The following is a 17,938-nucleotide window of genomic DNA, read 5'->3' as shown; positions in this document are numbered from 1 at the left end:
TACAACTCCGCACATGCCGCTTTCACCCCATCAAAACACCTTCGCCGGCAACCCGCTGAACCGCGCCAGCGAAAGGCGCGGCGACGTTTCCTGGCTCACCGAAAAACTTCTGGCCCCGGACTCCCTGGCCATCGCGCTCTGGAACGGCCAGCCGTTCGTCGAGGCCTCGCCGGACGGCGGGGTGCAGATCGCCTATCTGCCCTCGCGCATGGCCGAGGACCTGTCGGGCGGGGCCGAACGCCTGCTGTTCATGGGCCTCTGGCAGGAAACCGCAGTCTTCGCCGTCGACCTGGAGGGCGGCCACGACCCCGCCGACGGCCCGCTGGCCGGGATGGGGCGATTCGAGGACCTGCGGGCCATGGCCCTGCGCCTTCCGGCCACGGACGCGGCGATCATGGCCACCGCCAAGTCGATGTTCGAATGGCGGCGGCGTCACCGGCATTGCTCGTCCTGCGGCGAACACACCGACGTGGTCGACGGCGGCTGGAAGCGCGCATGCCCGGCCTGCAAGGCCGAGCATTTCCCGCGCACCGACCCGGTGGTGATCATGCTGGCCGTGCACGGCGACCGCTGCATGCTCGGCCGTCAGGAGATCTGGCCCAAGGGGATGTTCTCGGCCCTCGCCGGCTTCCTGGAGCCCGGCGAGTCCATCGAGGAGGCCTGCGCCCGCGAACTCGAGGAAGAGGCCGGCCTGAAGACGCTCTCGGTCGAGTACCACTCGACCCAGCCCTGGCCCTATCCGTCGTCGCTGATGATCGGCCTGATCGCTCAGGTCGCCAGCGACGAGGCGACCCCCGACCAGACCGAGCTCTCGGAAGTGCGTTGGTTCACCAAGGCCGAGGCCCGCGACGTGCTGGCCGGCAAGGTCGAAGGCACCTTCGCGCCGGGACCGATGGCCATCGCCCACCAACTGCTGAAGACCTGGGCGGAGAGCCCCGACTAGAGGCTCTAGGCCCCGACCTTCAGGCTGACCTCGACGTCGTCGCCGCGGCGGGTGCGGCGCTCAAGCCGCGCCTGGCCGATGGCGTTGGAGAGATCGGCCGCGAAGGCGCGGACCTCCGGGCGCAGCTCGCCGAGCACGACGATCCGGTAGGGCGGCGACAGCTCGCTCATGGCGCCGAACACCATCGAGTCCACAAAGGCCTCGACGCTGGAACCATGGCCGGGCAGCGCCTGGATGGTCTCCTGCAGCAGCCTGGCGAATTCCTTGCGGTTCCAGCAGCGGCTGGCGTCAATTTCGATAACGTTCATCAGCCGGCTCGCGAACGGAAGGGGTCGGCCGGATAGACGCCGAGGATCTCGAAGCGTTCCGAGAAGAATTTCAGCTCGTCGAAGGCCAGGGCCAGGCCGCGGTCCTCCGGCCGGCCGTCGACCTCGGCGTAGAAGAAGGTCGCGGTGAAGGCGCCGTTCTCCATGTAGCTCTCGAGCTTGGTCATGTTGACGCCGTTGGTCGCAAAGCCGCCCAGCGCCTTGTAGAGCGCGGCCGGAAGGTTGCGGACCCGGAAGATGAAGCTGGTCACGCAGGGGGTCGTGAACGGCGGCGGCGGCGGCGTTTTGTCGGCCGTCATCACCAGGAAGCGCGTGGTGTTGTTGTGCTCGTCCTCGATGTCGCGGGCGACGATGTCGAGGCCGTAGAGCTCGGCGGCCAGGGCTGGCGAGACCGCGCCGCGCGTGGGGTCCGGATGCTCCGACAGCAGCTTGGCGGCGAGCGCCGTGTCGCCCACCGGCTCGGTCTTAAGGCCCATGCGGCGCAGGGACTTGCGGCATTGGCCCAGCGCGATCGGCATGGAGGCGACGGTCTTGACGTCCTCCAGCTTCACGCCGCGGTTCACCATCAGCTGGAAGTGGATCGGCTTGAACCGCTCGCCGATGATTTTCAGGCCCGACGACGGCAGCAGGTGGTGGACGTCGGCGACGCGGCCGGCGATCGAGTTCTCGACCGGGATCATGCCCAGCTGGCAGTCGCCAAGCTTCACCGCATCGAACGCCTCTTCGAACGAGGCGTGAGGCACCGGCTCCATGTCGGGAAACGCCGCGACGCAGGCCTCGTGGCTGTTGGCGCCGAGCTCGCCCTGGAAGGCGATGCGTCCCTTGGTCATGCGTGGTCCCTTGCGTACTGGCGGGCTTTCTCGAGGTCGGCGGGGTTGTCGACCGAGATCGGGGCTTCGTCGATCACCGCCGCCCAAATGGACATGCCCATCTCCAGGGCGCGCAGCTGCTCCAGGCGCTCGCGGATCTCCAACGGCGACGGCGCGGCGGCGCAGAAGCGCTCCAGCGCCTCGCGGCGATAGCCGTAGACCCCGTGGTGCAACCACACCGGCGCGTCGCCGTAGAGCACCGAGCGGGTGAAATAGAGCGCCCGGGCGCTGCGGCCGTCGGGGGCCATGGCGGCGACGACCTTGGGAATGTCGGGATTGCTGCGCTCGGCGACGTCGGCCTCGGCGACCATCACGGTCGAGATATCGCAGCTCGGCTGCTCGGCCAGCAGCCGCGCGGCCGCCTCGACCACGGCGGGCGAAACGAACGGAATGTCGCCCTGCAGATTGATCACCACGTCGTGGGCGCCGGCCGGGTCCAGGATGTTCAGCGCCGCCAGGATGCGGTCCGAGCCCGACGGCAGGTCGGGATCGGTCAGCACCGCCTGCCCGCCCGCGGCCTTCACCGCCTCCACGATCTCGATGTCGCCGGCCGCCACCGCCACCGGCCCGACGCCGGCCGCCTCGGCCTGGCGCAGAACACGGACGATCATTGGCAGACCCTCGATATCTGCGAGGGGCTTTCCGGGCAGCCGCGTGGCCGCCATGCGTGCAGGAATGAGGATGATCGGTTTCATGACACCCGGAAGCGACCAACTGGCTGGTTGCGCGGGCGGCGGTAGCGTGTAAGAGAGCCGGGCGCAATAAGGGGCGGGGATTCCCGTGCTGACGCCAGCCCGCTTTGGCTGGCCGTTGAGAGGGCCGATTTAGAGACTATGAGCGACCTGACGTTCAATAAAGTCGCGGGCGCCGTGCTTGCGACCGGCTTGGCCATTGTCGGCCTGCGTGAAATTTCGTCGGGCGTGTTCGCGCCCCATCCGGTCGAGAAGCCGGGCTATGCGATCGAGGTCGCCGAGGAAGCGGGCGCCGGCGGCGCCGCGGCCGAAGCGCCGATCGACTGGGGCACGGTCCTGCCGACCGCCGACATCAAGGCGGGCGAGGCGGTCTTCGCCAAGTGCAAGTCCTGCCACACCATCGAAGCGGGCGGTCCGAACGGCACCGGCCCCAATCTTCATGGCATCCTCGGCAAGAAGTCGGGCCAGCACGCCGGCTTCGCCTACTCGCCGGCCATGATCGAACACGGCACCCACGGCGTCTGGACCTTCCAAGAGACTTCGGAATTCCTCAAGGCGCCGCAGAAGCACCTGCCCGGCACCAAGATGACCTTCGTCGGCCTGAAGAAGGCCGAGGATCGCATCAACCTGCTGGCCTATCTGAACACCCAGGGCTCGAACCTGCCGTTCCCGGCGCCGAACCCGGCCGCCGCGGCTCCGGCCGCGGAAGGCGCCGCTCCGGCGACGCCGGCGGCGGACGCGGCTGCGGCTCCGGCCTCGGCCGGCGCTGCGCCGACCGCAGCGGCCACCGACGCGGCCCCCGCCGCCGCGAACTAAGCCTTTCTAATAACGGCGGAAAGCGGTGGGTTCGCCCACCCCCGCCGCGACGTAGCGAGCCCTTGTCACCGACAAGGGCTCGATTGCTGCAGCCATATGGTGCGCGTTGGCGTGCACGATGGTCTCGCCGTCCAGCATCATGGCCACGTGGCCCTTCCAGAACACCAGATCGCCGCGCGCCAGCTCGCCCTCGGCCACGCCCAAGCCGCCCTGCGCCTGCTGGTCGGTGTCGCGCGGCAGGGCGATCCCACAGGCCCCGAACGCTTGCAGCGTAAGGCCCGAGCAGTCGAGGCCAAGGCTCTCGCGCCCGCCCCACAGGTACGGCGTCCCGACATAGCGCAGGGCCACGGCGGCCGGATCGGTCTCGAAGACGCCGATTTCAGCCAGGTGATCGTCCACGAACCAGCCGATCCCGGCGGCCCGCGCGAAGCGGCCTTCGCGCTCCTCGATGTCCAGCAAGCTGCCGAGAGAGTATGGGCCGAGCGCCCGCGACTTGATGCTGGGCGCCTCGAACGCATAGCTGCGCAGCGCCGATAGCTTCATATTCGGCGCTCTATCGGCAGGTTTCAGCGCCGATAATTCCACAAACCCGACATAACCGTCGCGCCGGGCCTGGCCCCAGGCGAAGCCGCCGGCCTCATCGAGGACGTCAAACCCTTCTCCGCAAAGGAGTTGGTCGACCTGCTCGGCGCCGGCGTCGGCCGAGCGCAGGATCCCAGCGGCAGGTTTCGCGCATATATGCCGGCGCCTATCGGCATAGCGATCGGCAGCGACGATAGCCTCCAGCTCGCGGGCGGCGAGGTCGCCGCGGGCGAGCGTGACGCGCGGATCGAAGCTCACGAAAAGCGGCCCGCGATCATCGCAAAGAGGGCGCGGATCGACTGGGCCTCGCCGCCCGAGGGCCAGCCCGGCCGGCCGCGCGGGTTCCAGGCGAAGATGTCGAGGTGAACCCACGGCCCGCTCGGCGCGAACTTCTGCAGGAACAGCGCGGCGGTGACCGAACCGGCCTGGGCCCAGGCGTCGGAGTCGTTCTTCATGTCGGCGACGTCGGAATCGAGCGAGTCGACATAGCCCTTCCACAGCGGCATCCGCCACAGCGGGTCGGCGACGGCGGCGGCGGCGGCCTCGATCTGGGCGGCCAGCTCCTCGTCGTCGGTGTAGTAGGGCGGCAGCTGCGGGCCGAGCGCCATGCGCGCGGCGCCGGTCAGGGTCGCCAGGTCGATGGTCAGGGCCGGCTCCAGTTCGCCGGCGCGGGTCAGGGCGTCGGCCAGGATCAGCCGGCCCTCGGCGTCGGTGTTGCCGACCTCGATGGTCAGGCCCTTGCGGCTGTCCAGCACGTCGCCCGGCCGCATGGCGTCGCCGGAGATGGCGTTCTCGACCACCGGCAGCAGGATCGCCAGCCGCACCGGCAGGCCCGCGGCCATGATCATCCGGCCCAGCGCCAGGGCGTGGGCGGCGCCGCCCATGTCCTTCTTCATGTTGCGCATGCCGGCCGAAGGCTTGATGTCGAGGCCGCCGGTGTCGAACACCACGCCCTTGCCGACCAGGGCGACCAGGGGATGCCCCTCCTGGCCCCAGGTGATCTCGATCATCCGCGGCGCGCGTTCGGGCGTCGCGGCGCGGCCGACGGCGTGGACGGCCGGATAGTTCGCTTCCAGCAGGCCCTCGCCGGTGACCACGGTGATGCCGGCGCCGTACTGCTCGGCGATCTCGCGGGCGATGGTCTCGATCTGGAGCGGGCCCATGTCGCCGGCCGGGGTGTTGACCATGTCGCGGGCCAGGGCGCAGGCGTGGGCGATGCTGCGCACCTGCGCGACATCGACGCCTTCGGCCGCCACCAGGCGCGGATGCGTCTCGCCCTTCTTCTTGTAGCGGTCGAAGCGGTAGCTCCCGAGCGCGAAGGCCAGCGCGATCTGGTCGGGGGCGATCTCGGCCGGAGCCGAGGCGATGCGGTAGTCGCCGGCCGGCAGCCTGGCGCCCAGCACCCGGAAGCCCTGGGCGTCGCCGGCCGCGCCGAGGCCCAGCAGCACCTGGTCGATGGCGCCGGCGGCGTCGGGCACGACCAGCACCTGGCCAGCCTTGGCCTTGAATTCCGAAAGCTCGGCGAAGGCCTTCACGAAGGCCGGGCGGCCCTCGAGGAAGCTCGCCAGCTCGCGCTCGCGTAGGGCGTGGACGGGAACGACGGCGCCCTGCGCGTGGTCGACGACGACTTCGGTCATGGCGCTCTCCTGCCCCGCCCGGCGGCGGAAAATTATGCTTAACGCTTCCTTTAAACGGGCGGGGGGATGCTTGGGGCGTTCACCCGGAGCCCGTCATTCCATGTGTCGCATGTCGGCCCTCGCCGCAACCGCCCTCGCCCTCGCCCTCGCCCTGACCAGCGTCGGCGCCAGCCCGGCCCTGGCCTTCCCGTTCGGCAAGGGCGCCGACAAGGCTCCCGCCGCGGAGAAGCCGGCCGCCGCCGCGCCGGCGCCGCGCAAGGCGACCGCGCAGGAGCGCGCCCAGATCGCGCGGCTGGACCCGCTGGCGAGAGCCGCCTTCTGGGCGCACGAGGCCGAGCTCGATCCGAACGACGTCGACGCCGGCGTCAAGCTTTCCCAGGCGCTGCGCCAGATGGGCAATTACGGCGACGCCATGCAGGCGGCCGAGCGCACGCTGATCGTCGCCCCGAACAACGTCGAGGCGCTGCTGGAAGTCGCCCGCAGCCAGGTCGGCCGCGGCCAGGGCTTCTACGCCATCGAGCCGGCCCGGCAGGCCCAAGCCCTGTCCCCGCGCGACTGGCGCATCCCCTCGCTGCTGGGCGTCGCCTACGAGCAGGCCAGCCGCTTCGACGAGGCCCTGGCCGCCCACCGACAGGCCCTGGCGCTCGCCCCCGACAACCCCGTCGCCCTGGGCAACCTCGGCATGTACTACGCCTCGCGCGGCGATACGGCGAAGGCCGAGGCGACCCTGCGCCAGGCCGCCGCCCGCCCCGACGCGCCGATCGCCGTGCGCCAGAACCTGGCCCTGGTGGTCGGGCTGGCCGGCCGCATCGACGAGGCCGAGCGCCTGGCCCGCCAGGATCTGCCGCCGGAGATGGTCGAGAACAACCTGGCCTGGCTGCGCAGCGCCCGCGCGCCGCTCGCCGCCAGCGGCGGCGCGCCGAGCGCGCGCTCGTGGGAGAGTCTGCGCCAGACGCCGTAGGAGGCGGCACGCAGGGTCAGTGCGAGGTGGGGCGCTCTTCCTCGATGATCGCGATGAGGGTCTCTCGCCCGTCGGGCGGCCAGAATTCAATTTGCAGGAGCAGTTGCTCGACCTCGTAGGGCGCTGCGGCCCTCAGCCACTTCCGCAACTGGGCGATCGAGTGAAGGGGAAGCTGCGTCACGAAGAAGGTCATGGCTGACCTGCCTCGCCACGTCTGGACCTTCGCCGCCTCGTGTCGGGTGAGCCCGCTCGACGCCCGCGGTGGGGCGCTTGCGTTGCTGAAAGAGAAGATCGCCTCGAATGCGGGAGCACGCCGTCCTCCTTGGCGGATGGATCATGTGGAGCTTCACTTTCAGCTCCGGCTTTAATCGCGCCCCCGAACTCCAGTAAAATTTCAGTCTTGAGATCACATAATCGAACGCTACGCCGAATTTTCGCGACTCGATATGAAATTTGCCATTTAGTTCAAGCGCCGAATTAGACGCCATCCGCGGCAACAATTTCCATGCAGAGCGGTTTGTACTTTATGGAATTTCGCCCAACGCCACTTGAACGTGCATTTCAACTCGCCCGGACAGGAGAGTACGCAGGATTGGGGGCCGTCCTCGACCGTCTCCGAGCCGAAGGCTTCAGCGTGATCCAGATCGAGGGTCCGCTTCTCAAGCGGCAAATCCGCGACCTCTGCGTGACGTCGCGCGCAGCCCTCCCGTGACGAACGCCCGCGGGCGGCGACCGCGTTGCGGCCCCGGCCGTCGCAGCGGGCCGGCCTCAGCCTTCGGGCGGGGCCTTGCTGCCGGCGATGAGCTCGTCGAAGTCCCGGATCGCGTCTCGAAGTTGATAGATCGCCTCGACGCTGACGTCCTTGCTGTCGGACGTGATCTGATAGGAGCCGTCTTCGAAGCGCGACAACTGCTCGATCAGCAGGCCTCGGAGGTACGACCAACGTCGCCGAATGTCAGCGGGCGTTTCCATGCCCGGAACGGTACGCCCCGCGGCCAGGGCGCGCCACCTCAAACCCCCGCGAACAATGACGCTCCAGTATGAAGCCCGCCGTGACGACGCCGGCTGGACGGTGTTCGATCGCTGGACCGGGATGACCGTCGTCCTCAATCGCGTGCCGCTGGTCGGGCTGCCGGCCGACCTGGCTGACGAATACGTCGAGCGCCTCAACAACGATCAGGAGCGCGGCGACCGCACGATCCATCAATAGCCGGCGCGCGTCATCGCCCTGACGCCCGACCGTCGCCTGGACCGCCAAGGCGCTGGACGGCCAGCCGGTGCGGCTGCAGCTGGCGCCCGGGCGGTGAGCGCTGCTCATCCCGGGGTGTCATCCCGGTTTGCGAAGCAAGACCGGGACCCATGAACTCCGGATGGGACAGGCGACGGCTCGGTCGCGGCCAATCTTCAGGCTCAGACGCGAATGGGTCCCGGTCTTCGGCTGCGCCGAAACCGGGATGACACTGGCGTGAGCGGACCGCCCTACGGTCTCAGCACCGCGCGGCCGTGGATCTTGCCCTCGCGCAGGCGCTGGTAGACGTCGACGGCCCGGTCGAGGGGGAAGGTCTCGATGTCGGCCTTGATAGCGCCGGATTGGGCCAGGGCGATGACCTCCATCAGCTCGGTGCGCGAGCCCCAGTAGGGGACGCTGACCTGGGTCCCGTAGGGCGGGTTGTTCGCCGAATAGCTGAGCACGCCGCCGGCCAGGCCGACGATGGTCAGGCGGCTGGCGCGGCCGACCGTGCGCGCGCAGAGATCGACGGTCGGCTGGGCGCCGACGAAGTCCAGCGCCACGGTGATCCCGCGCGGGCCGGCGAGGTCGGAGATCTCCTCGGCCGCCAGGTCGGCGTTCCGCGTATTGACCGTGTGGGCGACGCCGAGCTGGCGGGCGTGGGCGAGCTTGGTCTCGTCGATGTCGCCGGCGATCACCTTGGCGCTGGTCAGGGCGCGCAGGATCTGCACGGCCATGTGGCCGAGGCCGCCGACGCCAAGCACCAGCACCGTGGCGTCGGGGGTCAGCAGCGGCAGCGCCGTCTTGATGGCGTGATAGGGCGTCAGCGCCGCGTCGCTGAGCGGGGCGGCGGCCAGCGGGTCGAGGCCGCCGAGCGGCACCAGCAGCCGCGCCGAGGGCACGATCATGAATTCGGCCATGCCGCCGTCGGAGCCGAGGCCGCCGCCGTAGCTGGGGATCGAGGCGTGGCGCTCGCAATAGTTCTCGGCCGAGGACTGGCAGGTCTTGCACTGGCCGCAGCCCCAGGGACCGTAGACGGCGACGGGATCGCCCTCCTTCCAGCCGCTCACGCCCTCGCCGAGCTGCTCGATCCAGCCGGCATTCTCATGGCCGAGGGTGAAGGGGCCCGGCACGCTGAAGCCGTGGTCGAGCACGTGCAGGTCGGAGTGGCAGACGCCCGCCCCGCCCATCCGCACCAGCACCTGGCCGGGACCGGGCACGGGCTTCGGAATGTCGACGACCTCAGGCGGGCGGCCGGAGGCGATGAAGCGGACAGCCTTCATGCCGGGAACTCCTGGTTGTGGAGCGGGGAGTTTGGGGGCGTGGCGTCGGGGAAGGCAATGGGGGTGGATCAGTCCCTAGCGTTAGAGACCGAGTTCCAAGCTCGCCAGTTCTTGCCCGCTGTCGAGGCTCGCCAAGCCGACGACGACGCGATCGCCAAGGGGCGGATCGACAAGCAGGCGCTTTCCAAGCACAGCGCCGAGCGCGACACCCACAGTATTGCCCGCCCGTTCCGCGCCCCGAGTTCCTGCTCCTCCACCTACCCGCGCAACACCCCAGGCATCGAGTCCTTAGGGAAAACGCGCAGGGCGTCTACGCACTTCACCCTATGCTAAGCCAGCGCTTTCGGACGCATCCTTCAGCCTGCTGATTTCTTCAAGAGGCGCAGGGTGTGATGGCCAGTGAAGATGTCTTAGAAGACAATCCCGTCCCGCAACTGGATACGAGCGAGCCGCCCGCCGGCTCGGATCGGCGTGCGTTCATGGTGCGCAGCGCGATGGCCGCGGCCATCGCGACCCTGACCGGTCGGCCCATCGCGGCCTATGCGCAGACGCCGGCGACCTCGCCGCAGGACTCGGTGAAGCTCGATCCCAGCCTCAATGTCGTGAAGAAGTCCAAGGGGCCGGTGATGACCCTGGTGGACGAATTCTACAAGGTCGGTCCCGGCCCGTCGTCGTCGCACACCATCGGGCCGATGCGGATCACCTACGACTTCTATCAACGCTGCACGAAGCTGCCCGCCGCCCAGCTGGACACCGCCACGGCGCTGCAGGTGAACCTGTTCGGCAGCCTGAGCGCCACCGGCAAGGGCCATGGCACCGAGCGCGCGGCGCTGGCCGGGCTGATCGGCAAGGAGCCGGCGACGGTCGACCCCGCCTTCCTCGACAGCCTGGCCACCAACCCGGACCAGACTTTCAAGGTCAAGCTCGGGAACAAGGAGATCCCGGTCTCGCTGAAGAACATCGTCTATGACGCCACCAAGGGCGACTTCCACCACCCCAACACCATGACCGCCAAGCTGATGGCCGGCGACAAGGTGCTGCTGGAGCAGGAATACTATTCGGTCGGCGGCGGCTTCATCGAGTGGAAGGGCTACGAGCCGCCGAAGAAGAACCCGCCGAAGTATCCGTACGAGCGGATCAGCCAAGTCATCGAGCACTGCAACCGCGACAAGATCTCGATCGCCCAGTTGGCGCGCGCCAACGAGACGGCGATCTCGGGCAAGAGCGACGCCGAGATCGACGCCTTCCTCGACAAGATCCTCGGAGCCATGGACGCAACGGTGAAGACCGGGCTCGCGGCGCCGACCTCGACCCTGCCCGGCCCGATCAAGCTGAAGACCAAGGCGCACGACGTCTATGAAAGCGCCCAGAAGCAGGAGGGCGAGGCGCGCCGGGCCATCGGCCTGGTCTCGGCCTACGCCCTGGCCGGCTCGGAGGAGAACGCCCGCGGCCATCTGGTGATCACGGCGCCGACCGGCGGCTCGGCCGGGGTGCTGCCGGCGGTGATCTACTCGCTGGGCCCGAACGGGGCGAAGATGTCGAAGGAGAAGCTGCGCGAGGCGCTGCTGGCCGGCGCGGTGGTCGGCTATCTCTGCAAGCACAACGCCACCCTGTCGGCGGCCGAGGGCGGCTGCCAGGCCGAGATCGGCGTGGCCTCGGCCATGGGCGCGGCGGCGATCGCCCAGGCCTATGGCGACAGCCCGCAGGTGGCGGCCAACGCCGCCGAGGGCGCGCTGGAGCACCATCTGGGCATGACCTGCGATCCGGTCGCCGGCTTCGTGCAGATCCCCTGCATCGAACGCTGCGCGTTCGGGGCGGTGAAGGCCTGGACCGGCTATCTGATCGCCAAGAACGAGGTCCCCGCCAACCGCCGGGTGGACTTCGACTCCACGGTCGACGCGCTGGCCCTGACCGCTAAGGAGATGAACTCCAAGTACAAGGAGACCTCCGAAGGCGGGCTGGCGGTCTCGCTCGTGCTCTGCTGAGGCGCCGGTGCGGCCGGGGGCGTCAGTCGCGCAGGCGGTCGCGCTCGGGGCGCTGGCCGCGGCGTTCGCGACGGGCGCCCAGGCGCAGGCCACCAACGCCGAGCTGGAAGCGCAGGTCGAGGCGCTGCAGGCGCAGCTGCGCGTCATGCAGGAGCAGCAGACGGCGCTGACGCAGACGCTCGGCCGGCTGCAGCAGCAGCTGGACGCCCGGCCGACAGCGACGGCCGCGCCGCCCGCTCCGTCCCCGACGGCGGCCCCGCCGGCTCAGGCCGCGCTGACGCCGGCCCCGAAAGCCTCGAGCGCGTCGATGGGCGAGAAGCTGGCCGAGCGCTATCAGGACGGCATCGTCATCTGGCAGACGCCGCCGGACGCCGACGTTCCGTTCCTGCTGAAATACAACATCAACTCGCAGGTCCGGTATCTGAACACCACCTCGGGCGACGAGAGCTTCACCGACCATCTGGGCGTCGAACGCGCGGTCAACCTGCGCAACGACATCACCGTCAACCGCACGATGTTCATCCTCGGCGGCTACATCTTCGATCCGCGGCTGCGCTACAGCTCGACGGTGTGGACCTCGGCCGGGTCGAACTCGATCGTCATCGCCGGCAACATCGGCTGGCAGTTCAACAAGGCCTTCACCCTGACCGGCGGCTATACCGGCGTGCCCGGCAGCCGCTCGCTGGTGAACACCTTCCCGTTCTTCCAGTCGACCGACCGGACCATGGCCGACAACTTCTTCCGCCCGGGGTTCACGCAGGGGATCTGGGCCAACGGCGACATCACCAAGGACCTCCACTACCTGGCCTTCGTCGGCAACGGGCTGAACACGCTGAACATCTCGGCGGCGAAGATCGACGAGAACCTGATGGCGTCGGGCAGCCTGTGGTGGGAGCCGCTGGGCGACTACGGCCCGCCCGGCAAGTCGCGCAACATGTACGACGACTACTACGCCTCGCCGAACCTGCGCATGCGGCTGGGCACCTCGTTCACCTGGGCGCGGGAAGACCGGTTCTCGGACCTCGACCAGTCGAGCCCGGAGAACACCTCGATGCACAATTCGGACGGGGTGCTGACCTTCGCCACCGGGGCCTTCGCGCCGGGCGTGACGGTGGACAACGCCACCTACCGGATGTGGGCCATCGACCTCGGCCTCAAGAAGTACGGCTGGTCGCTGAACGGGCAGTACTATTTCCGCTGGGTCGACGACTTCAAGGCCGACGGGCCGATGCCGATCGACAGCATGTTCGACCACGGCTTCGAGCTGTCGGGGGCGGCGTTCATCGTGCCCAAGAAGGTGATGGCCTATGGCCGCGGCTCGATGGTGTTCGGCGAGTTCCGCGACTCCTGGGAGGCCGGCGTCGGGGTGAAGTGGTACTTCGTGCCGACCGAGCGCATGTGGCTGACCGCCGAGGTGATGCGCGTCGTCGACACGCCCTATGGCGGGGTCTTCACCCCCTACACCGCCGGCCTGACGGCCTGGGTGCCGATGGTCCAGGCGGTGCTGGCGTTCTGACATTGATTACGCCGGGCGCTTGGCGATTGCAGAACGCCGATAACATACTGTATGTTCGAAAAATAACGAGCCGCGGTCCGCGGCCGCGCGGCCTTGTCCGGGCGGTCCGCCCCGCGGCAATAGATTGATCAAGTTGGGGAATTTTCGCATGACCGCCGTCACCGACGCGCCCGCCAAGGGGCGGATCGACAAGCAGGCGCTGCTGGCGAAGTACATCGCCGAGCGCGACAAGCGGCTGCGGACCGACGGCAACGATCAGTACCAGCAGCTGACCGGCCGCTTCGCCCACTATGCGCAGGATCCCTACACCCCGGTCGTGGCGCGCGAGCCGAAGACCGACCACGTCACCTTCGCCTTCGTCGGCGGCGGCTTCGCCGGGCTGGTGACCGGGGCGCGGCTGGTCGAGCAGGGCGTCACCGACGTGCGCATCGTCGAGAAGGGCGGCGACTTCGGCGGCACCTGGTACTGGAACCGCTATCCGGGCGCGCAGTGCGACACCGCCTCGATGATCTACATGCCGCTGCTGGAAGAAACCGGTCACATGCCGACCGAGAAGTACGCCCATGCGCCGGAGATCCTGGCCCAGTGCCAGCGGATCGGGAAGCAGTACGGCCTCTATGACAACGCCCTCTTCCACACCGAGGTGACGGGCATCGCCTGGGACGAGGCCCATTCGCGCTGGGTGATCTCGACCAACCGCGGCGACGCCTTCACCGCCAGCTTCATCGGCCTGGGCACCGGGCCGCTGCACGTGCCCAAGCTGCCCGGCATTCCCGGCATCGAGGGCTTCAAGGGCCACGCCTTCCACACCAGCCGCTGGGATTACGACTACACCGGCGGCGATCCGAGCGGGGCGCTGATGGAGAAGCTGGCCGACAAGAAGGTGGCGATCATCGGCACCGGGGCGACCAGCGTGCAGGCCGTGCCGCACCTGGCCCGCGCCTGCAAGGAGCTCTACGTCGTGCAGCGCACGCCCTCCTCGGTGGACGTGCGGGCCAATGCGCCGATCGATCCGGAGTGGTTCGCGAGCATCGCGACGCCCGGCTGGCAGCAGCGCTGGCTGGAGAACTTCACCGCCAACCAGGCCGGCGGCAACGCCGACGAGGACCTGGTGATGGACGGCTGGACGGACCTGTCGCGCCGCATCCGCGCCAAGATCATGCAGCTGGCGCCGGAAGACCGCACGCCGGTGAAGATGCTGGCCGCCTACGAGGACTCCGACTTCGAGAAGATGGAGGAGATCCGCGCGCGGGCCGAGGCCGTGGTGGCCGACAAGGACACCGCCGAGAAGCTGAAGGCCTGGTATCGCCAGCTCTGCAAGCGCCCGTGCTTCCACGACGCCTATCTGCAGGCGTTCAACACGCCGGGCACGCACCTGATCGACACCGACGGCCAGGGCGTGGAGAGGGTCACCGAGAACGGCTTCGTGGTCGCCGGCCAGGAGTACGAGGTCGACTGCATCATCTACGCCTCGGGCTTCGAGGTGGGGACCGACTACAAGCGCCGCTCGGGCTTCGAGGTGACGGGGCGCGACGGCCTGACCTTGTCGGAGGCCTGGGCCGAGGGGATCAAGTCCAAGCACGGAATCCACGTGCGCGGCTTCCCGAACGCCTTCTTCGTGCAGCCGACCCAGGGCGCGAACCTGATCTCGAACATTCCGCACAACCTGACCGACTCCGGCCGCACGATCGCGGTGACCATCAAGCACGCGCTGGACGGCGGCTTCGCCGAGGTCGAGGTCACCCAGGAGGCGCAGGACGCCTGGGTCGCGCTGATGCTGAGCGGCATGGGCCGGATGATGGGCGCGCCGGACTGCACGCCCGGCTACTACAACAACGAGGGCAAGGACCCGGGCCCGGCGGCCAAGCTGAACGTCGGCTATCCGGCCGGGGCCAGCGCCTACTTCCAGTACATCGACGGCTGGCGGAAGTCTGGCCAGTTCGAAGGTCTGGAGTTCCGCTAGGAACCCCGCCCCGCGGCGAAGCGGTCGTCGAAATCGCGGGAGAGATCCCCGAGGGTGACGGCCGCGAACCGCGCGGAGATCAGCTCGCGGGCCTGGCTGAGGGTCTCCTCCAGCGCGCCGTTGACCGCCTGCTCGACCAGGCATTCGGGATGGTCCTGCGACTGGCCGATGGCGAACAGCGTCGGCTCGCCCAGGGCCCGGTAGATGTCCAGCAGGGTGATGTCGTCGAGCGGGCGGGCCAGCGCCCAGCCGCCGCCCTGCCCGGCCTCGGACGCCACCAGCCCGTCGCGGCGAAGGCCGGCCATGGTGCGGCGCACGACCACCGGATTGGTCGCCAGCATCGCCGCCAGCTGCTCTGAGGTGGCCTTGCCGCCCAGCCGGTCCATGTGGATCAGGGCGTGCAGCATTCGCGAAAGTCGGCTGTCGGTGCGCATGGCGCAGATATGGCCCCTGCGCACAATCGTAACAAGGGCAGTTGCGGAAACGATCGCCGCGCCCATATCCGTAACTTCGAAAGTATCGAATACGGAGATGGACGATGTACGACGCGATCGTGGTGGGGGCGAGCTTTGCGGGACTGTCGGCGGCGATGCAGCTGGCGCGGGCCCGGCGCAAGCTGCTGGTGATCGACGCCGGGGCGCCGCGCAACCGGTTCGCTGACGCCGCGCACGGGTTCCTGGGCCAGGACGGCGTCGCCCCGGCGTCGATCATGCGCACGGGGCTGACGCAGCTCAGCGCCTATCCGAGCGTCGAGTTCGCCGACGGCCTGGCGACCCGCGCCGGGGGCGAGATCGACGGCTTCGGCGTCGAACTGGACGACGGGACCGAGCTGGCGGGCCGGCGGCTGATCCTGGCCACCGGCGTGCGCGACGCCCTGCCCGACCTGCCGGGCTTGGCCGAACGCTGGGGCAGGAGCGTGCTGCACTGTCCCTACTGCCACGGCTACGAGATGAACCGCGGGCCGATCGGCGTGCTGGGCGGCGACCCGGCCCATGCCCTCAAGGCCGGGCTGATCGCCGAGTGGGGCCCGACGACCCTGTTCCTGCAGGGGGGCGCGGCGCCGGACGGGCAGACGGCGGCGAAGCTGGCCGCGCGCGGGGTCGCCATCGAGGCGACGCCGATCGTGGAGCTGGTCGGCGAGGCGCCGCGGCTGTCGGCGGCGCGGCTGGCGGACGGGCGCCAGGTCGCGCTCGCCGGCCTGTTCGTCGCGCCGCGCACGAGCCCGGCCAGCCCGCTGGCCGAACAGCTGGGCTGCGCCTTCGAGGACGGCATGACCGGGCCCTATGTGCGGGTCGACGACAGGCAGCAGACCAGCGTGGCCGGCGTCTATGCGGCCGGCGACCTGGCGATGCAGATGCACAACGGCACGCTGGCCTCGGCGGCCGGGGCGATGGCCGGGTTCGGGGCGCACCTGTCGCTGGTCGGGCTCTAGCTTTCGGCGACCCGCTCGAGGCGGCGCAGGTCGAGCACCTCGACCGCGCCGTAGTCGAGGGCGATCAGGCGCTCGCGGGCGAACTCGGCGAGCAGGCCGTTCACGGTCTTGCGGCTGAGCCCGACCATCTCGGCCAGGGCCTGCTGGCTGAGCGGCAGCCGCGGCGGGCCCAGGCGGCTGCGGACCATCGCCGCCAGCCGCGAGGCCAGGCGCTGGCGGGGCGGCAGCGAGATGGCGTCGGCCGCGAGATGCACCGCGCCGCGCAGCTGCAGATAGACGAGGCCGGCGAGCGCGCGCCAGATCTCCGGCCGGGTGCGGGCGATGCGCTCCAGCCCGGCGTCAGAGACCCGCAGCAGCAGACTGTCCTGGGCGCAGACGGCGGTGACGATGCGCGGCCCGCCGCCGAAGGCGACGCTCTGGCCGAGCGCGGCGCCCGGGCCGGCCTGGTTGAAGCGCACCTCGCGATCGCCGGGCGCCTGGCAGTAGAGATCGACCGCTCCCTCGATGACGGCCAGCAGCCCGGTCTCCTCGTCGCCCTCGGCCTGGGCCCAGCGCCCGGCGGCGAGCCGGGCGAGCTGACCCTCGGCGAGCAGGGCTTGGGCCATCTCGTCGCCATAGGGCGCCAGCCAGCCGGCGGAGGCGAGGACGTCCAGGGCCAGGCGGCGGTCGTCGGACATGGCGAAGACTGTAACCTCAGTGACAATCTTGCGCGAGCGCCGTTCCTAGGCTCGGCGAAAGACCACGCCAGGGAGGCGACCATGACCGCCATCGTCCGTGAACTCGAAGGCTGCGGCGCCGAGATCGCCAATGTCAGCCTGCCCACCGCCAGCGCCGCCGAGATCGACCTGATCCGCGAGACGGTCTTCCGCCGCGGCGTCGCCTTCCTGCACGGCCAGCACCTGACCCCCGAGCAGCACATCGCCTTCGCCGAGCAGATCGGGCCGATCGTGGTCAACCGCTACTTCCCGCCGTCGGAGAAGTACCCGCAGATCGCCAAGGTCGAGAAGACCGAGACCCAGACCACCAACATCGGCGGCGGCTGGCACACCGACCACAGCTATGACGTCGAGCCGGCGATGGGTTCGGTGCTGCTGGCCATCGACACCCCGCCGAGCGGCGGCGACACGATGTTCGCCGACATGTACGCCGCCTACGAGGCGCTGTCGGACGGGCTGAAGACGACGCTGGCCGGCCTGCGCGCGGTCCACGCCTCGGAGCACATCTATGGAATGGACGGCGTCTACGGAAAGACCGACCAGGCGCACCTGGCCGGCAAGACCGACACCCCCAGCGCGGTGCATCCGGTGGTGATCACCCACCCCGGGAGCGGGCGCAAGGCGCTGTACGTGAACCCGGCCTTCACGCTGGGCTTCGAGGGCTGGAACCGCGACGAGAGCCGCGCTCTGCTGGCCTATCTCTACCAGCATGCGGTCAAGCCGGAATTCGTGCACCGCTTCTCGTGGAAGCCCGGCTCGATGGCGATCTGGGACAACCGCGCCACTTGGCACCAGGCGATGAACGACTATCAGGGCCACCACCGGCTGATGCACCGCATCACCATCGCCGGCGGTCCGCTGGCGGCTTAGGGGCGGCGGGGCGGCCAGCGCTGGAAGCTAAATCCAGTGCGTCCGTAATGGGCTCAAAGCCGAAGCGGGGAACGACCGCTTCCGGCTCACAAGATCGGTTGGAGCAAGGGCTTCCTTCC

General features: G+C 69.4%; 19 protein-coding genes. 9 read left to right on the top strand and 10 right to left on the bottom strand.

The window, feature by feature from the left end; all coding sequences use genetic code 11:
- Positions 1 to 13 precede the first annotated feature (13 nt).
- A complete protein-coding gene (gene nudC / locus GGQ61_RS19325) occupies positions 14 to 943 on the top strand; it encodes an NAD(+) diphosphatase (protein WP_183776441.1) in 930 nt (309 codons plus the stop codon).
- A gap of 5 nt (positions 944 to 948) precedes the next feature.
- Here nudC and GGQ61_RS19320 read toward each other — a convergent pair whose 3' ends face one another.
- From GGQ61_RS19320 to GGQ61_RS19310, 3 genes are read right to left on the bottom strand one after another with little or no spacing between them, the layout of a single operon-like run.
- Positions 949 to 1,251, bottom strand: coding sequence for a hypothetical protein (locus GGQ61_RS19320; RefSeq protein ID WP_183776439.1), 303 nt, complete (start codon positions 1,249 to 1,251; stop codon positions 949 to 951).
- Positions 1,251 to 2,099: a prephenate dehydratase gene (locus GGQ61_RS19315; RefSeq protein ID WP_183776437.1), complete on the bottom strand. Its 849-nt coding sequence runs from the start codon at positions 2,097 to 2,099 to the stop codon at positions 1,251 to 1,253. Before GGQ61_RS19315 ends, GGQ61_RS19320 begins: the two co-directional genes overlap by 1 nt.
- A complete protein-coding gene (locus tag GGQ61_RS19310; RefSeq protein ID WP_183776435.1) occupies positions 2,096 to 2,833 on the bottom strand; it encodes a 3-deoxy-manno-octulosonate cytidylyltransferase in 738 nt (245 codons plus the stop codon). Before GGQ61_RS19310 ends, GGQ61_RS19315 begins: the two co-directional genes overlap by 4 nt.
- 138 nt (positions 2,834 to 2,971) lie before the next feature.
- Here GGQ61_RS19310 and GGQ61_RS19305 point away from each other — a divergent pair, with 138 nt between their 5' ends.
- On the top strand, positions 2,972 to 3,646 hold the full coding sequence (locus GGQ61_RS19305) for a c-type cytochrome (RefSeq protein WP_183776433.1): 675 nt from the start codon (positions 2,972 to 2,974) through the stop codon (positions 3,644 to 3,646).
- Positions 3,647 to 3,652: 6 nt separating this feature from the next.
- Here GGQ61_RS19305 and GGQ61_RS19300 read toward each other — a convergent pair whose 3' ends face one another.
- Together GGQ61_RS19300 and GGQ61_RS19295 are read right to left on the bottom strand one after the other, a co-directional pair.
- A complete protein-coding gene (locus tag GGQ61_RS19300; RefSeq protein WP_183776431.1) occupies positions 3,653 to 4,486 on the bottom strand; it encodes an NlpC/P60 family protein in 834 nt (277 codons plus the stop codon).
- Positions 4,483 to 5,865: a leucyl aminopeptidase family protein gene (locus GGQ61_RS19295; protein WP_183776429.1), complete on the bottom strand. Its 1,383-nt coding sequence runs from the start codon at positions 5,863 to 5,865 to the stop codon at positions 4,483 to 4,485. The genes GGQ61_RS19300 and GGQ61_RS19295 overlap by 4 nt, the downstream gene beginning before the upstream one ends.
- A gap of 100 nt (positions 5,866 to 5,965) precedes the next feature.
- Here GGQ61_RS19295 and GGQ61_RS19290 point away from each other — a divergent pair, with 100 nt between their 5' ends.
- Entirely contained in the window at positions 5,966 to 6,826 is an 861-nt protein-coding gene (locus GGQ61_RS19290; protein WP_183776427.1) for a tetratricopeptide repeat protein, read from the top strand.
- Positions 6,827 to 6,842: 16 nt separating this feature from the next.
- On the opposite strand, the gene GGQ61_RS19285 is transcribed toward GGQ61_RS19290, so the two are convergent.
- Together GGQ61_RS19285 and GGQ61_RS19280 are read right to left on the bottom strand one after the other, a co-directional pair.
- Positions 6,843 to 7,019 (bottom strand): hypothetical protein, encoded by a 177-nt coding sequence (locus GGQ61_RS19285; RefSeq protein WP_183776425.1) that lies wholly within the window; start codon positions 7,017 to 7,019, stop codon positions 6,843 to 6,845.
- Between the two features lie 575 nt (positions 7,020 to 7,594).
- Complete coding sequence (locus GGQ61_RS19280; RefSeq protein ID WP_183776423.1) at positions 7,595 to 7,798, bottom strand: hypothetical protein; 204 nt, start codon at positions 7,796 to 7,798, stop codon at positions 7,595 to 7,597.
- A gap of 55 nt (positions 7,799 to 7,853) precedes the next feature.
- Between GGQ61_RS19280 and GGQ61_RS19275 the strand changes: the two genes are divergently transcribed.
- Positions 7,854 to 8,036, top strand: a complete 183-nt coding sequence (locus tag GGQ61_RS19275) for a hypothetical protein (RefSeq protein ID WP_183776421.1) — start codon at positions 7,854 to 7,856, stop codon at positions 8,034 to 8,036.
- Positions 8,037 to 8,305: 269 nt separating this feature from the next.
- Here GGQ61_RS19275 and GGQ61_RS19270 read toward each other — a convergent pair whose 3' ends face one another.
- Positions 8,306 to 9,337: an NAD(P)-dependent alcohol dehydrogenase gene (locus GGQ61_RS19270; protein ID WP_183776419.1), complete on the bottom strand. Its 1,032-nt coding sequence runs from the start codon at positions 9,335 to 9,337 to the stop codon at positions 8,306 to 8,308.
- Between the two features lie 392 nt (positions 9,338 to 9,729).
- On the opposite strand from GGQ61_RS19270, the gene GGQ61_RS19265 reads away from it, so the two are divergent.
- From GGQ61_RS19265 to GGQ61_RS19255, 3 genes are all read left to right on the top strand, one after another.
- Positions 9,730 to 11,322 (top strand): L-serine ammonia-lyase, encoded by a 1,593-nt coding sequence (locus tag GGQ61_RS19265; protein WP_183776417.1) that lies wholly within the window; start codon positions 9,730 to 9,732, stop codon positions 11,320 to 11,322.
- Between the two features lie 7 nt (positions 11,323 to 11,329).
- On the top strand, positions 11,330 to 12,838 hold the full coding sequence (locus GGQ61_RS19260; RefSeq protein WP_183776410.1) for a hypothetical protein: 1,509 nt from the start codon (positions 11,330 to 11,332) through the stop codon (positions 12,836 to 12,838).
- A gap of 148 nt (positions 12,839 to 12,986) precedes the next feature.
- Positions 12,987 to 14,801 carry a flavin-containing monooxygenase gene (locus GGQ61_RS19255; RefSeq protein ID WP_183776408.1) on the top strand — a complete coding sequence of 605 codons (1,815 nt, stop codon included), beginning with the start codon at positions 12,987 to 12,989 and terminating at the stop codon, positions 14,799 to 14,801.
- Here the strand turns inward: GGQ61_RS19255 and GGQ61_RS19250 are convergent.
- Complete coding sequence (locus tag GGQ61_RS19250; RefSeq protein WP_183776406.1) at positions 14,798 to 15,235, bottom strand: Rrf2 family transcriptional regulator; 438 nt, start codon at positions 15,233 to 15,235, stop codon at positions 14,798 to 14,800. The two genes, GGQ61_RS19255 and GGQ61_RS19250, sit on opposite strands and share 4 nt — an antisense overlap.
- A gap of 104 nt (positions 15,236 to 15,339) precedes the next feature.
- On the opposite strand from GGQ61_RS19250, the gene GGQ61_RS19245 reads away from it, so the two are divergent.
- Positions 15,340 to 16,233 (top strand): NAD(P)/FAD-dependent oxidoreductase, encoded by an 894-nt coding sequence (locus GGQ61_RS19245; RefSeq protein ID WP_183776404.1) that lies wholly within the window; start codon positions 15,340 to 15,342, stop codon positions 16,231 to 16,233.
- Here the strand turns inward: GGQ61_RS19245 and GGQ61_RS19240 are convergent.
- Positions 16,230 to 16,910, bottom strand: a complete 681-nt coding sequence (locus GGQ61_RS19240) for a Crp/Fnr family transcriptional regulator (protein ID WP_183776402.1) — start codon at positions 16,908 to 16,910, stop codon at positions 16,230 to 16,232. The two genes, GGQ61_RS19245 and GGQ61_RS19240, sit on opposite strands and share 4 nt — an antisense overlap.
- 81 nt (positions 16,911 to 16,991) lie before the next feature.
- Here GGQ61_RS19240 and GGQ61_RS19235 point away from each other — a divergent pair, with 81 nt between their 5' ends.
- Entirely contained in the window at positions 16,992 to 17,819 is an 828-nt protein-coding gene (locus tag GGQ61_RS19235) for a TauD/TfdA dioxygenase family protein (protein WP_183776400.1), read from the top strand.
- Positions 17,820 to 17,938 lie beyond the last annotated feature (119 nt).

This window comes from Phenylobacterium haematophilum (genome assembly GCF_014196295.1).
Classification (GTDB): Bacteria; Pseudomonadota; Alphaproteobacteria; order Caulobacterales; family Caulobacteraceae; genus Phenylobacterium; species Phenylobacterium haematophilum.
This window is presented reverse-complemented; position numbering and strand designations above follow the sequence as displayed.